This window comes from Parasphingorhabdus sp. NYA22, assembly GCF_976973735.1.
This window is the reverse complement of the sequence record NZ_OZ333477.1, coordinates 3393658-3408660: the sequence shown is the minus strand read 5'-3', so window position 1 is coordinate 3408660 and position 15003 is coordinate 3393658. Positions and strand designations below refer to the sequence as shown.

The following is a 15003-nucleotide window of genomic DNA, read 5'->3' as shown; positions in this document are numbered from 1 at the left end:
ATCGCTAGTTTTTCTGACGCCCCACAAGCTGTCTTCATTCAGGCACGACACCATCCTGGCTCCCGCAACCAAGTAAAGCCGTAGGTTCGTTCGAGCCATCGCAAGCACAAAAATAAGAAAATTCAAAATATTTTGAAAAACTTTTCCCAAACGCTTGGGTCTACTTACCGCACCATCCTATAACCTAAAAGATTTGGGGTTTTCCCAAGTCATTACATAGGAGTGCGTGATGGTTCATGTTTCAGTATTAAATGACGAAGGCGGAGAAGTCAAAACATCTGTCGCTGAATATAAAAGTATGTCGGTAGAGGAGCTTTATGCGCTGACGTCAGCCGACGTTAGCAAGAAACGGGCGTTCACCGCTCGCGATATTATTCTCGACAACAAGGATAAGGTCCATGGCTGCATAGCGAAGGGATACTCAAAAACGGAAACGGCTGCGATTATCTCTCAGGATCCCAGGAATACAGCAAAAGTTTCCGCGATATTGCGAGAAATGAACAAGGCTTTGGGGCCTTGGCGCGATCTTCAAAAGCTTAACGAAGAACAAGTCGCCCCTTCTAATCCGGCAATTTCTCGACAACATGACATCGCCGTTCCCGGTCCCAACGCCCCCCGGCGCGCGTTTATGGATAACTCGTTCGATAAAGGAGATATGATGTGAACGATACACGAAATACTGTGAGCGATACACAGATACTACAAGCCATAATATGGATTGTTATTTCGTCTGGCGGCGTCGGAAAGACATATTTGGCACAGACGATACAAGCGATTGCGCAGATCCTGGGCGTGGATATACATCTCGCAAGCCAAGACCGCGGCAACCAAGCAATAAAACACGCAATGACTACAGCGAGCATCATCGACCCAAAAGCAACTGCTGAGGATGCTCGTCGTATAGTCAGCAAAGTTCAGTATCGGGAACTTTTCTGTATTGATGTTGGTGCTAATGCAGCCACCGAGGAGAGCGATCCACTTGCATTTGGAAAAGCCTTGAATCTTGAGGCTGCCTCGCGAGGTGCGAAATTCATTGCAGTCGTGCCTACCGCTCCGCTTAAAATCAATGGTGGGCCTACCGCTACAAATACGGCGGAAGACCTTCTGAACGAAGGTATCTCTGTTCACCTGGTCAAAAACCACCAAAATCTATCTCAAGAATTTGGAGAGATGAAAGCGATCGACAACGTTGATATATCTGAGCTTCCATATATGCCGACAGGATTGTTAGCAATAATACGAGACCGAAATGGCTCTTTCGCCGATCCATATCTTGATCCGAAACCTGGCTTCGCCTTAGCCGGGAACATGATCGGCAATTGGCTTGCAGAAGCTGCAAAAATGCCGCTGATGTCTGAAATCTTTGGCGACAAAATCACAGAAATGGTTCTGCCTATAGATCTCAAACCTCCGCAACTGGCTTATACCCTTGAACGTTTAAGCCATGTGACGGACGTTGCCATCGCCGCCAATGAGCGGCTCTCGCTAGCAGAAAAACAAATGTTATCAGCTCCTGACGACGATGTAGCTTTGGCGGCTTCTTGTCGAAAATGGCGCCATGCCTATGCGGAATATAAGGACGCAACCAGAGATTAACCCGGTCGAAAAACATGTGGTTATTTCTCGGTAATATTGCGTCATTTGCGAACGAACTTTTGTTGGCGGACGCAATCCCTGTTTCGCCCGCGTGCGCCCCTAGATCGATCCGGAGGGAACCCCTAACAATTCCCTCCGGCGATCCGTCATCGTTCTTTTGGCTTTCCCCATTCGCCCCGCTGAAAATCCCAAAAATAGTCCTACCAGCATCCTCAATCGGCCACCAGGCCGCCGTTTGGTCCCCTAATTTTACACAGGATGGAGAGCCCCTAAGGCTCTCGGTTCCTTGCTCTGCGCCTATCGGCTGGTCGCAAGGATGAGATAAGGTTTTGTCTACATGATCATCAAAAATATTAAAACCAAAGGCCGCAAGAAGAAACGCAAATTTGCGCTCCGCTATGGGACTGCCCTCTTCAATTATTTTATACGTGCCGACGCTGCTTCACAAAGCGCGCTAGAATCATTCGAGAGCGAAGGCGCTCATCAGCGCGCACATGATATCGGAACCTATATGACCGAGCGTGAAACTGAAGCCGTTCTCGCGACAAGGTCGATCAACATACCGGGAAGCACTTCGTCGGAGCAACTGTCGTTCATACAAAGCGCGATCGAGAATTCTGGGCACGATGAAGTCGCAGTGCAGCATCTTGTCGTAAGCAGGCGTCAAGATGAGAAAGGCCAAGACGAAGACTTCTCCAGCACTATGGAGACAGTCGTTTCTGGACTTGGTGCTGAGCGATGCCTGATATTCTGGGCAGTCCATTCAGATACCGGCTACCGGCATGCGCATTTGTTATTAGTTTGGCTTGACCATAAAACAGGAGCTAAAGTCTCACGGAAACAATGGGACGTGAAAGCTGCCCATGCAGCCATCGCCGTTTCCCAAAAGCAGCTTGGCTGGGAACCCGAAGCGAATGCCGTTTATAGCGTGGTCGGCAACAATATATTCGATCGAAATGGACAACATGCTGGCGATGTAGACAGCCCCGCGACTTGGGCCGCATTAAAATCGGGATCAACCGTTGGTCAACCGTATATATTCCGACCTGATAAGCATCAACAGGATTACGAAGCTGCAACTGGTCTTATGTGTCGGACCAGGGTGGTGCACGAGATTATAGCGCCTATCCTCGACGATGCGAAAGCAAGGCACCTTTCCATCGACAATGTCATTTCAATACTAGCCCAGCGCGGCGTGGGACTGCGTCGAGAACGCAAAGGCGTAAAATTTGAAATTGATGGAAAGCTTGTCAACGCATCAACCGTTAGGCGTTGGTCATGTGCAAAAATCGAATCTAGCTTCGGCCGGATTGCGCCCGGCCTCGAGTCGAAACCTGTTGAGCCGTGTCCAGAATTCGAATTGCATGATCGAAGTGATCCTAAAAATGAATTTTTTCGGCAGAAGCGCAGCTATGATGAAAAAGCTAAAGCCGTTCGTAAAACATATATGCACCCACAATTGCGACCATTCAGGAAATCAGTTGGCGCGCGTTTCAAATCAGCCGAAGCAAGTTGTCAGTTTCCCGCTTTTGAAAGCTGGATCGATGGAAGCGCCGTCAGTATTGATGATCCCACCGATACATATAGCGAGCAAATGCAAGTCCGATGGTTCCGTGCTGATCGAGAAATAGCTTGGCAGGCTTGGCGGCCAAAGCGATCAGCGCAATTTAGTGTTGATAACTTCCAGTCGCATTCGGTAGGTTTTGGTGGAAATTCGGGCACGCAACATGTTCTTACCGATTTCGGTCACTCAATGGTCATTGAACAGTGCGGCGGTGAAGACGTAATCTTAAATGCTCTGATTATTCTCCAACTGCGGGGCGCTGATCACATCAGCTGTGAGGGTTTCAGTCGAAAAGAACGAAAATTTATAAAGCAGCATTCGGCCGAAATCGGAATTATCGCACATTTCGAAAAGCCAAATCCAGTGTCGATCGGGCCAACATCGCATAAAAATTCGCCGCTGCAATCTGTGATGTCAAACGAAGAGAACAAACCAATTCAGGATACTGGCGAGAGAAAGACGCCAGGTTACGGTTCTCATCAACCATTGGTGGATGACGCTGTTCAGCGCGGCGATGCCGATGAAAAAGCAAAACAAGAAGAAGCGGATAAGATTGTTCCGGAGAGCCAACTAGACCGGCAAACCCCACCACCAATTCCCGCGATCACACCAACAGCACCGGTTCCGGTTGAATTTGAGCACCACCCCAATGCTAGCGAGCTTGGAGGTGCTTCCATACCCGATCGGGACGCGGCGGAATTTGATCAACAGGACCGAGAATTACGCCAGCATCGTAGGCAAATATCTTCGTTCCTTGATGAGTCGATACACCGCATTGCCGATCTCCAGAAAGACAGCGCGGGAATAATCTGGCCGTATAACCGTCGTGCTACCGATGTGCTCGATGTCGATTTTAAGCTCGCTGATGAAAACCAGCGCAAAGAACTCACCGAACGCTACGCAAAACAGGAAGACGAGATGAATCTCCTCCATAGAGCTCTGTTCGAAACATTCGACAAGGACAGATATACCAAGGGCAAAAAAGCGGTGATCGAAATATTGCCTGCTAAAATCCAGAAAATGGCTGAAGACCGTTTGTCGCGACAAATGGGTGAGGAATTGCTCCAACGCGTGACACAGGAAGTGCAAGAGGAAGCAAAGCGCAAGATTGCGCAGTGGCGAAATGCGAAGTTGGGTTCTTTGCAAAAAAAGAAACTGGCACAGGAAACGCTGAAAATCGCTTGGCGAGCCGGTGTAACTATCGAGGATACCGAGCGCCGACGTATGATTGACGCTGCAAATACAAAAGGCGGCATTCGTGCATTTGGCAATGGCCGAGATGGACTATCCATCGGATAATCGACATCCATTAACTTGGATTCCATGTTGGTCCAGTGGATGGGCGACAATTAACAATTGCAGTCAGAGACGAGGATCGAGGAAGGGACCGCAATCGGGCCAGACATAAAATGGAGGACAGCACAGCATTGGGATAGGTAATTCAGAAGAGAGTAATTCTTTCAGAAAAGCAGAAAATTTGAATCATGAAGTTGAAAGGAAAAATTCCAGCTTCGTGGTTCGAAACCACTCAGCGCGGCAAAGCCGCAAAGGAAAGAATCTTATGAACTATACCATTCCAGTTAACCCATCCGACTACCAATGCAGCGTAAATGATATCTTGCTCGCAGTTGAAAACGAATTCTGTGCCTCGATTGCTACGCCATGCCCGGGATTGAATACACTGATTATGGGAGGCAGCAGACTGACCCAAGAAGCGGAATTCGACATTGCTGAATACTCTTTTGAACAGGACTGGAACATAATCTATGTTGCTCTAGATAAATCAAAATATGATTCCAAGCATCGGCTGGACGACATGAAAATCAGCTTTTTCGACGCGAGCGGATGGGGCGAAGCCATAGTGTATGATAACTGCAGAATTTGGAAAGAAGGAGCCTTGGCCCGTCTCGTGCTTCAAACAAGCGAACCACTTGAGATGAATGTAAGAATAAACGGGGATATCGAAATACGCGATGGCGAATGTTCCTACCACGAGCACGGGTTCGACCTCGCCCGCATGGATCTGGGAAAGCGACTGACGCAGAAGCAGTTATCGGTCCCGGTCATCGGCACTATCGGAGACGCCAGTGTAATCTTTGATATACAGACCTTGCCTAAAGCCTTGGTCCCCGATTGATTGGTTAAAGCCGAAGCGGTCATCCCAAAAGTTCGTCAGAAGCGAACACCTACAAATCAATACCCGAGTAATGAAAGGGTTATTGAATTAGGGGGTAGAGGGGAAAAGCGGAGGCCGAGCCCGGCCCCGTGGCTTCGCCATAACTGGGAGACAATTAAGAAACCGTAAAGAGCGTGCAAGATAATTGCTGACAAGCTGCTCAGCAGCCACTGGGGGACGCAGAAAAAGGTCTGCGTCCCCCAGAGCGCCTGAGAGGCGCCTTCGTCCGCTTACGGCGGACGTGCCCGAAGTTCTATATATCGGGATTTTCCATTCTCCTCTTCAAATTCATCTATTGTCTTAGGCATCGTGATCGACTGAGAGTCGTTTATAATTTTCACTATTTTCATTTTTAGGGACTCCATATGCCGCGTGTGCGGCTATATTCTTTTTTCCCTTCAACCCGGGAATTTCAAATTTCCCGTTCTTCAAACAGTTCTTTTTGAAACTTCCGGTATTGCGGCGCAGAAACGGATCCTAAATGTTTGGTGCTCAAGTTATCGGCACGGTAACGGGCAGACAGCAAAACTGCCATGCCGATAGCGGCCCATCTGTTCTCGGTCCGAAATGCGCCCCAATTGTCGTCATTCCCAAGGCTGACGCTGTTCCTGGAAGCTGCCATTGTCTGAACTCTATGCAGACGCACCATAATGGCAACAACGGGGTGGTTACCCGCGAGTCCATTTTATACAATTCAACCAGATACCTGCGCGCTAGTATCAACGTTGGAACGACATTTGCGACCCGCCGTTCCAACGCCCCGTCGACCTCCCCGGTCGTCGGGGTTTTTTCTATAATGGAAATATCCGCTTTTGGGGTGGGAAGCGGCCAATCGGCTTCCCGCTAAGGTATTTCTTTAACGGACTAGGATCGACACGAGAAAGGTATTAAAGTCACTTCCCATTCGAAGGGTGAGTGCGTCGTGATATTTTCAAATCACAAGTATCTTCTCGCATTAGCATGCTGTGCGTCCATCGCGGGTTGTGATATACCAAACAAGGAGGAGAACACTGCCGCTAATTCAGCGAAAGGTGAAACCGAATTAGTCAGTTCATTAAAAGACATAAAAGGGTTTTGGCTCATCGAGCGGTTTGAGGAGTTCGAACCTTCATGGGAAAACGGCGCACCGTGGCGCAATGCCTTTGTTCAGATCGACGACGACTACCTAACCTACAAGGTAGGTTGCAACCAGTCAGGCAATCCAGTTCTCCTCGGATCGGACGGTATCCTGCGGGATACTGGCGATGGATCGCGCATGCAGACATTGGAGGGCTGTGAGCCATCTAGCGCAGCACGTGATGGGCGCTTTTTCGGATTTTTCAGCGATAATCCCCAAGTGCGTAGATTGGAACCGGATCGTGTATTTCTCAAAAGCGACACACAAGAGTTGGTTCTTGTTAGCCCAGTCCGTTGGTATCAAACTCACAAGCCAAAGTTTTTGGAGATCAAAGGTCGCTGGATACCGCAAATGTCCACAACCTACGATGGATGGGAGTCAAGCGGTTTCGGGATTGGCGAGAACCGAGGAATTGTAACTATAGGACGCAGTCACATGGTGTGGTCGCAGTGTTCCGACCTACCAATTTCGATACGCTGGACCCGCGAAGCGCGGCTCGCTGCAAAAGAGGCTATCGATTTGGACGATTGCCGCGCTGTCAAACGCGCGACGACCAATGGACCGAGGGCGATCATGACGATGCTGACCGCCAATCCGATGGTGATACGCACTGGGCCTGACAGTATTGTGTTGGTCGATGGGATCGGTGAAAAAGGCCGCCGGATTGATCTTCAGTCGGAGGAGAGCGTCCTTAACCCTCACGAACCCCCACCCATACCTAAAGAATATCCTACACCACCACTGCCGCCCTCATTCTCGTTGAAAATCAACGATTAAACGGCAAAAGACGCGATTGTCGCTGTGAGTTTTTTAACAAGTAGGGTAGCATTTACTGATTTAGCGAATGTCGGCTCTAAATGTCTTCGCTTTTGTCCCAATATGTCCGTGTTTGGGGCGCCTTGCCGACCAGCCGCTTTTGTTTTCCACCTAATCAGCCCGAATGGCAACAAGTGGGTGGGAAGCTGACATTCGCGGGATCGCATGATCGAGGTCCGCTAGGTTTAGAAGCAGACCCGTGCCTGACGGATCAGGCAGGAAAATGAATTCCGCACAGTTTGTTGCCGTCGGGATCACGAAAATAGGCCAGTTCGATGGTGCCCATGGAGGCAGTTTCGCGCGGTCCTGGCGGAGCTTCGATCGAGGTTCCGCCAGCGGCAACGGCGGTATCGTGAAGCTGCTTCACCTGCTCGAGCGAGTCGCAGGAAAAGGCGACTGTGCTGCCGTTGGCGACGCTTGCCGGTTCGTCGTTGATCGGCTGGCTGACGATGAAGTTGGTTCCGTTGCCGTTATTGTAGATCAGACGGGTATGGCCGCTGTCGGCGATGTTCCGCGTCCCTTCCCCTGCACCCAAGGTGCCGAGCACCGTGTCGTAGAAGCGCTTGGATCGTTCAATGTCGTTCGATCCGACCATGGTGTGAAAAAGCATGCATACTCTCCTTAAGGCTGATCGACTTCCGATCACCATTAGCGGTCTCACCTAACAGGCACGTAACCCGCAGTCACCCCCGACCCTCGGAATGTCCGCTATTGGGGCGATTGTGTTGAAAAACTGGCTCGATTTTCCGTTTGACATAGCTTCCGGCGACGAGACGAGCGGAGCCTGATCTCTTATCAGACCGGCATTGGGATTGTTTTTGCGAGTTTACGCAGGTTTTGTGCTGTGGCGGCGAGGAGGAACTCGTCTTTTGCGCCATTTGGTCCCCGGAGGCGCAACCGGTCGAGCTTTAATATTCGTTTGAGATGCGCGAACAGCATTTCCACCTTCTTGCGCTGCCTTCGCGAGGTAACATAGGCATCGCTGGTGGCAATATTGCGTGCCACATCGCGCGCGCTTTCATGGATGGAACGCATGATCTTGCGAACCGGGGCATTGGGACAGCATTGCGGTTTGAGCGCGCAGGCATCACAATCTGCCTTGCGGGCGCGATAGCGGATGAAGTCGTCCTTGTCGGCATCTTTTCGCGGTATGGCAAAGTTGCGGTTGCGCCGTCTCAGTTCCTTGCCGCCCGGACAGGTATATCGGTCTTCTTCATGATCGAAGGTGAAGTCAGCACGTTCAAAGCTTCCATCCCTCCGCGCAGATTTATCGAACACCGGGATATGCGGCTCAATGCCTTTATCCTCGACCAGCCAGGCGAGATTGGGCGCATCGCCATAACCGGCATCGGCCACAAGCCGGTCAGGCCACAGGCCAAAGCGTTTTTGCGTCCGCTCGATCATAGTTCGCTGTGCGGTTACCTCGGCCTGACGGATCGAGGTCGTCGCCTCTACATCCATAATGACGGCATGATCCAGATCGATCAGATAGTTGGTCGAGTAAGCGAAGAAGGCCCGTTCGCGGCTAGCTGCGGTCCATCGCGCCGCTGGGTCTGTGGGGGCCAGCTGCTTGGGCACAACCGGCGTCGCGCCGCCGAAGGCCGCATCGTCGAGCACGGCGAGATACTCGGTGACGGCGCGTCCCGCAGCTTCGGGCGGAAGTCCCTCGCTACCGGGAACCGCACGCTGCCGGTCAACATCGGCTCGGATCAGGCTGGCATCAATGGCGAAGCCTTCGCCGCCAACCAGACCTTCCTCAATGCACCACCGCACGGTCGCCTCGAACAACTCGCGCAGCAGATTACTATCGCGGAAACGGCCATGCCGATTTTTTGAGAAAGTGGAATGAGCCGGCACCGCGCCATCGAGACCCAGCCTGCAGAACCAGCGATAAGCCAGGTTGAGATGCACCTCTTCGCATAAGCGCCGTTCGGAACGGATGCCCATGCAATAACCGATGATCAACATCCGGATCATCAGCTCAGGATCGATTGAGGGTCTTCCCGTTGAACTATAGAACGGCTTTAAATGATCGCGGATGCTCGACAGATCAACGAACCTATCAATCGACCGCAGCAAGTGATCGCCCGGCACATGATCTTCCAGACTGAACCCGTAAAACAGCGCCTCCTGCATAACCGTCCGCTCGCCCATCATCGCAGTATCTCCCGCTTCCACAGAAATACTGAATCACATCTCTATAACGCTGGCAAGGGTGAGTTTTTCAACACAATCGGGGCGTAAGCGGAAGTTCCTGAAACGCGAACCATAACGTCTGCTTTGTCGGCAAGGCATCGACCCATCCGTTCTTGCACCGCTGGTCGATAAACAGCTTTCCCGGTTGCCTTCGCATGAATCCACATTGGGAAAAGCGGCAGATCTATCTTCCGCGTCAAAAGTAGAATAGCATCCGGCTGAAGCCTCAATTTTGAGGTTGGAAATGAGATGGGAAAAGGTTTCCGTCGGCCAACCTCCTACAAAGAGGTATATCATGAATATTAAGACCACCACTGGACACTCGCCAACGGGTCACCCGCCCGGAACCGAACAAGATAAAGTTCGAGTTTTACATCGGGTCACGCCATTCCAAGATTGGCCAGAAGTTGCAGATCCAGTCGAACCGCTGATGCGCGTCGCAATCCTTGATACTGAATCGACTGGTCTTGATCCCCAACGCGATGTCGTGATCGAAATTGCCATTGCATTTGTCGTCGTTGACGCAATGGGACGAATTGTCAGGATCAAAAGTGCCGGGAAGTCTTTGCAGGACCCTGGCGTTCCCTTGTCACCAAAGATCGTCCAGCTCACCGGATTGACCGACGAAATGTTGGCCGGCCAGACTATAAATCCTGATCGTATCGCAGCACGCCTGAATGAGATGGATGCCATCTGCGCCCATAACAGCTTTCATGATCGGCGATTTGTCGAGAAGCTACTTCCAGACCTCGATGCAAAACCATGGATCTGCTCCATGCGCGATTGCGATTGGGTTGGCTGGGGTTTCGACGGAGCCAAGGCTGATCACCTGCTAATGCAGGCAAGGATGTTTAATCCGGTCAAGCACCGCGCAATGGATGACGTGATCAGTCTCACCAATTTGCTGACCTTTGTCACGCCATCCGGCAAAACAGCCTTGGGCGAAGCAATTGACAACGCCCGCCGCGACACATGGCTATTTGAAGCGCGCGGACTGCCATATGATTATCGCCAGATCGTGAAAGATCGCGGTTGGAGATGGAATGGCAAGGTCTGGTGGACAGAGGTTCCGCATGATCAGCGCGAGGCAGAAGAGGCTTGGTATGCGCGGGCTTTAAAGCCGTTTTCGGGCACGCCGCATATCGAGCCAATAACATGGCTGGAGCGATACCGCTGAATCCTGAAGATTAAGGAACGGGCAGCCAAAAAGCTGCCCGGAGAACAATGAAATTGAAAGTGAATTTGAGCTTCCGAAGTGAATGGAAAAGCTCCGTCCAGAAAGGACGTCACTAAGAAAAGGAATATAGAATGACGAAGAATACAACCAGCGCGGGCTGTCCGTGCAAGGCGATGACGCATGCCTTGCGCTATGAGATGGGTTTGCAGGCAGAGCGGACTGGAACCTGCGCCATAACCTTTGGAGCTATCATCTTTCCATCCGAAGCAGTGTTCAACGCCGCTGCAGATGCTGCCATCGATAACAGGCATGACATGATAGTCAGCGTCTGGGCCGATAACAGCTGCGAAAAACCATCTGGCTATGCGCTGATCCTGCGTTCCATTGGCGGCGCTGAAGTTTTGGAAGTCGAGCCAGCGCAGCTCGATAAGAGCCGGCCATTGGTTATGGTCTCACTCGACCGAAAGCGGATGTTCTTTTTGAACGAGAGAGCCATTGTCGTGGAAGCGAAATGCGACCGTGGAGGAAAGGTCGAACGGGCAATCCGCCGGGGCAAATCCATATTGGACAAAGCTGCCGCTGATGGTTCTGAGCGGACTGTCCGATGGGAACATACCCGCGTCACCGTTGAAGGAAATATTGTCAAAACCCAGAACAACTAGATCTTCGCAGCGCATTTTTATTCACCAGCCAAACGGGCGGCATCTTCGGATGACCGCCCGTTTGGCATTTCAGGACAATTTTTATGAAACCTCCCATATATTCGGAGAGGATCGTCACCTTCTCCGTCATCTACCATCCCTACCGCCGCAACACCGAACGGTTCATTCGTGCCTTTGGTGCCTTCGAGGTCAACCTCCAGCCTGGCGATGACGTGTTGTTCACGCGCCATCATCATACATATCCAGATAAGGAACGAACCGCTCCTTTACTGGAAATGACAAAGCTGCTGGATCAACAAACCGACTGCGTTTGCGCTATTCTGGAAGCGCCGGGCGGGTCTCACCGGCCAAAACACAAAGCCGACTATGCTGATGACGTTCTTCAAGCTCTTCCGATTTTCAATCTGGGTCTCCACCGCAAGATCCATGTTCACCGGACAGAAGACCAATATGTCAGGGTCAGTGCCGAACTGTTCGGCATTCCTTTGGCTTCTGAAATGGCCGGGCCATCGGAAAAATCCCGGCGAGCAGCAGACCACGCTCAGGCGCTGTGGCTGTCCTGGGTTTTCAATTGTCTCGCCGAAGATCCGGATCAGGCCAGCTTGGTAGCTGCCTTCCAGGCTTGGCGCCGCGTTGACGACCTACGTCCCATCACTTTTTAATAACAAGAACCTGCTGAAGATCAGTAGGAGAAAGAAAAACCATGCAAAAATATACAATTCTCGACACAGAAATGGTCTTCGACCGTTACCTTACCGAAGCCTATCAGGAAATTAATCCGAAATGTGAGAAGACGCGCATCGCCGCGCGCAAACTCAATATGATCGCATTGCTCGATATCAGCATTGATGATCTTGGCCGAATATCGGTCGGCAAATTGCGTAGCTGGACAACAGAACATCAGGACGAAGGAGCGATGCTGTCCGCTGCCTTCGATGATTTGCGCGCCTCTGCCGATCGGACGTTGGTCACTTATGGAGGTTCAGCGATGGACGCCAAAGTTATCGAACTGGCCGCTATGTCGCATGATCTCGCCCTGCCTCCGCAGCTTGTTCAAGCTTTCGGACCCCGCATAGTGCGCCCGGCCCATCTGGATATAAATGCGGCCATGAAAGGCTTTGGGAAGACTTGGCATCATTTATCGGAGGTGCTCGTGAGGATCGGAATCCCAGTGGCGCTTATCCGCGACAAGGCCAATCCTGATCTGCCGTTTGAGACGGGGAACTGGGATCTCGCACGCCAGCATTGCGAACTGGACACCTTGCTGACGGCGATTGCGCTTGTTGCGTGGCGGCGAATTCAAGGTGATCCGTGCCTCCGGATTTCACAGGGAACCTTTGCATTGATTGAAGGCTACCTCCGCCAGAGGCCAAATGGCATTGTCGCGCCGATTTTGCGCAATGAACAGAGGAACCTGCTCGCAAGCATCTCGTCACGGTTCGCCGAGGCAGCATAATAAAGTTGAACGGGGCGGTCTGGAAACATTTTTCCAGACCGCCCAGTCAAAACGAATGTTCAAACCTACTGCCGGTAAAAACGAACGATCCCGCGCAACGAGGTGCGCAGCGGCGCCTAAATTGCCTTCAAGCTCTCCATAAGCCCAGTCGCCAAAGGCATATTATGCAGTTTTGGCATCAAATATTATTTCGCTCGCGCTTTTCTTGGCTCACGAAGTTTTGCAGGAAGCAATGAAACAGGGAAAGGGTCCAGGTGCTTTGTTACTTCCGGTATCGATGCTACGGCATTGCGCAACAGAGCCATATGCGCCTTCGAGTAACGTCCTTCTGTTTCCCCTTTGAGAGCATGGCCAGCAAAATCTGCTCTGATTTCAGATGGGATTCCAGCACCCTTCATTGAATCTATCGCGGTGTGACGAAATGCGTGCATTGCTTGGCCGCCTTTAAGAAATGCTAGTTCCTTGGCTATCTTGGTCCAAATACGTTTATAATAGGCATCGCCCATCTGGCCCAAGCCGCTCTCAGCTACTAGCTCCGGAAATAGGGTCTTCTCTCCCGCTTCGCGTAGCGCCGTCACATAATCAATCAAGCCCAATCGCTGCAATTCCTTCGCCACCGGCACTTTGCGTGCCGAACTAATGGTCTTCACCCGGCGCACGTCATTGGCGCGAACGTTGAAGAACCAAAAACCATCTTCCGTTTCCACATCATTGACGTCCAGGCCGCAAATTTCATCGCGGCGCATCCCTGAATACCACGCGATCAGGGGCACGAAATACCACGCATCGTGAACGAGCAAATCGCCTGGCTGCATACGCCGCGCATGTGATTTTGAACCTGTCCATGGCGGGAGATTGAAAATCTCCCTGCCTTGCTCCACGGTATAGACCGATTGTAGTTCACGTTGGTTACGAGTGTCGTTCATAATGAATGCTCCATAGTCAAGTCGTCCCAATGGGTGGTGTTTGTTAAACCAGCCAGTGAGCTGGCGCAGGAAGCCCCAATGCCGGTTGGTCGTAACAACGCCCAACCCAAGTTCTTTTCGAGAAAGGTGCTCGGCCGGCTTAATTTTTGTATCTGTAACTCGCCCTTTCCGCTTCGCTTCATTTTTTATCGCTTCTTCACCAGCAACGACTTTGGCTTCGGTTTCGTCGATGATTTGCCAGATCGTCATATCGCGATGCTTGGGGGATTTACGAAAGGAGGGGCCGTGCAGCTTTTCGAAACACTGGTCTAGTTTGACGAGATCGTCATGCGTGACGGTCGCCAGCGCTCGCCCGTCCATGACCTGCTCGAGAAGCATTGCAGGAAGTTCGAACTGGTTGCGCGTTTTCAGGGTCCAAGGTTCGCCTTTTTTTCGCGAATTGCCGTCCTTGCCGCCTGTGCGCGGATTATGCTCAAAAAATCTGAGCACTGCTTCGCTTGGTGTCATGGTGACCCACTCGTTAGCTACAGGCTGGTGAGAAGTTACGGTAGGTGAAGAATTTTGAGGGTTTATTGGTTCATAACCCGCCACTTGGACCGGAGCATAAGCCGTGCTTGGATCGGCGAGAACGCGGCGGAATTCCCGGACTGCCTCAATGCGCGCCTGATTGACCACTTTGCGCGCCATGGCTTCACGCAATACAGTTTCTTCCACGCCGATTTCGGCCAGTCTTGTGACGGCTGCCTCCTCAGCGCCATCCTGCTGAATTGATTCGGCAAGGTCCGACCAAGCCATGATGACAATGGGTTCATCGTCGTCGTCGGGATCTATCCGGGCGATCAGGAAATCATCGATTTTGCCTTTTACGACGCCGTCACTTGCTGCTGATTCGCTAGCGCCCAGACGCAGCGAGAGCGCTTTGTCTATATCGTCGTGATCTTCTGGAGGAATAATGTGGAGGTTTGCGTGCATGACTTCGAGTCGATCGCGCTCAATCAGCATTTGGCGGCGATAGATTTCCGCCCGCTGAGCGCTGGTCAGTCCGTCGCTCCTAATATTCGTCATCATGTTCATCGCGACCCTCTCGCAAATCAAAGTCAGCGCTGGAGCGAGTAACGCTGCATGCCTTCGATTCGTAGTCTTGAGGGACATCCTTAACCGAAAAGGCTTATCAAGCCCTAAACGTATGAGGCGGCGATAATAATAGGTGCCGTGCTTGCGAGTGACGTTTTGTATTCCGCACATGGGTGGTGGTATCCTTCCGTGGCACCCTGTCGTGGCGAACCACGACGGGGTAAGAGAAAGAAACCAAATATT

General features: G+C 51.5%; 13 protein-coding genes. 9 read left to right on the top strand and 4 right to left on the bottom strand.

Features of this window, described 5'->3' with window-relative positions; genetic code table 11:
- The first annotated feature begins 229 nt into the window (after positions 1 to 229).
- The 4 genes from ACWFTY_RS16230 to ACWFTY_RS16215 all read left to right on the top strand — a co-directional run bounded on the left by ACWFTY_RS16230 (position 230) and on the right by ACWFTY_RS16215 (position 5297).
- Positions 230 to 664 (top strand): hypothetical protein, encoded by a 435-nt coding sequence (locus tag ACWFTY_RS16230; protein ID WP_447525216.1) that lies wholly within the window; start codon positions 230 to 232, stop codon positions 662 to 664.
- Positions 661 to 1596: a hypothetical protein gene (locus ACWFTY_RS16225; RefSeq protein ID WP_447525215.1), complete on the top strand. Its 936-nt coding sequence runs from the start codon at positions 661 to 663 to the stop codon at positions 1594 to 1596. The genes ACWFTY_RS16230 and ACWFTY_RS16225 overlap by 4 nt, the downstream gene beginning before the upstream one ends.
- Before the next feature lie 337 nt (positions 1597 to 1933).
- Positions 1934 to 4459 (top strand): relaxase/mobilization nuclease domain-containing protein, encoded by a 2526-nt coding sequence (locus ACWFTY_RS16220; RefSeq protein ID WP_447525214.1) that lies wholly within the window; start codon positions 1934 to 1936, stop codon positions 4457 to 4459.
- Positions 4460 to 4721: 262 nt separating this feature from the next.
- The gene (locus ACWFTY_RS16215) at positions 4722 to 5297 is read left to right on the top strand and encodes a hypothetical protein (RefSeq protein ID WP_447525213.1); all 576 of its coding nucleotides are present in this window, start codon (positions 4722 to 4724) and stop codon (positions 5295 to 5297) included.
- Between the two features lie 451 nt (positions 5298 to 5748).
- Here the strand turns inward: ACWFTY_RS16215 and ACWFTY_RS16210 are convergent, their stop codons facing one another.
- Positions 5749 to 5871 carry a hypothetical protein gene (locus ACWFTY_RS16210; protein ID WP_447525212.1) on the bottom strand — a complete coding sequence of 41 codons (123 nt, stop codon included), beginning with the start codon at positions 5869 to 5871 and terminating at the stop codon, positions 5749 to 5751.
- A gap of 387 nt (positions 5872 to 6258) precedes the next feature.
- Between ACWFTY_RS16210 and ACWFTY_RS16205 the strand changes: the two genes are divergently transcribed.
- Positions 6259 to 7230, top strand: coding sequence for a hypothetical protein (locus ACWFTY_RS16205; protein WP_447525211.1), 972 nt, complete (start codon positions 6259 to 6261; stop codon positions 7228 to 7230).
- A 250-nt stretch (positions 7231 to 7480) separates the two neighbouring features.
- On the opposite strand, the gene ACWFTY_RS16200 is transcribed toward ACWFTY_RS16205, so the two are convergent.
- Positions 7481 to 7879 carry a VOC family protein gene (locus tag ACWFTY_RS16200; protein ID WP_447525210.1) on the bottom strand — a complete coding sequence of 133 codons (399 nt, stop codon included), beginning with the start codon at positions 7877 to 7879 and terminating at the stop codon, positions 7481 to 7483.
- Positions 7880 to 8064: 185 nt separating this feature from the next.
- Complete coding sequence (locus ACWFTY_RS16195; RefSeq protein ID WP_447525171.1) at positions 8065 to 9426, bottom strand: transposase; 1362 nt, start codon at positions 9424 to 9426, stop codon at positions 8065 to 8067.
- A 283-nt stretch (positions 9427 to 9709) separates the two neighbouring features.
- Here ACWFTY_RS16195 and ACWFTY_RS16190 point away from each other — a divergent pair, with 283 nt between their 5' ends.
- From ACWFTY_RS16190 to ACWFTY_RS16175, 4 genes are all read left to right on the top strand, one after another.
- Positions 9710 to 10642: a 3'-5' exonuclease gene (locus ACWFTY_RS16190; RefSeq protein ID WP_447525209.1), complete on the top strand. Its 933-nt coding sequence runs from the start codon at positions 9710 to 9712 to the stop codon at positions 10640 to 10642.
- A gap of 131 nt (positions 10643 to 10773) precedes the next feature.
- The gene (locus ACWFTY_RS16185; protein ID WP_447525208.1) at positions 10774 to 11304 is read left to right on the top strand and encodes a hypothetical protein; all 531 of its coding nucleotides are present in this window, start codon (positions 10774 to 10776) and stop codon (positions 11302 to 11304) included.
- A gap of 83 nt (positions 11305 to 11387) precedes the next feature.
- Positions 11388 to 11966: a hypothetical protein gene (locus tag ACWFTY_RS16180; protein ID WP_447525207.1), complete on the top strand. Its 579-nt coding sequence runs from the start codon at positions 11388 to 11390 to the stop codon at positions 11964 to 11966.
- Positions 11967 to 12007: 41 nt separating this feature from the next.
- Positions 12008 to 12760 carry a hypothetical protein gene (locus ACWFTY_RS16175; RefSeq protein ID WP_447525206.1) on the top strand — a complete coding sequence of 251 codons (753 nt, stop codon included), beginning with the start codon at positions 12008 to 12010 and terminating at the stop codon, positions 12758 to 12760.
- 185 nt (positions 12761 to 12945) lie between these two features.
- Here the strand turns inward: ACWFTY_RS16175 and ACWFTY_RS16170 are convergent, their stop codons facing one another.
- The gene (locus ACWFTY_RS16170) at positions 12946 to 14760 is read right to left on the bottom strand and encodes a site-specific integrase (protein WP_447525205.1); all 1815 of its coding nucleotides are present in this window, start codon (positions 14758 to 14760) and stop codon (positions 12946 to 12948) included.
- Positions 14761 to 15003: the final 243 nt, after the last annotated feature.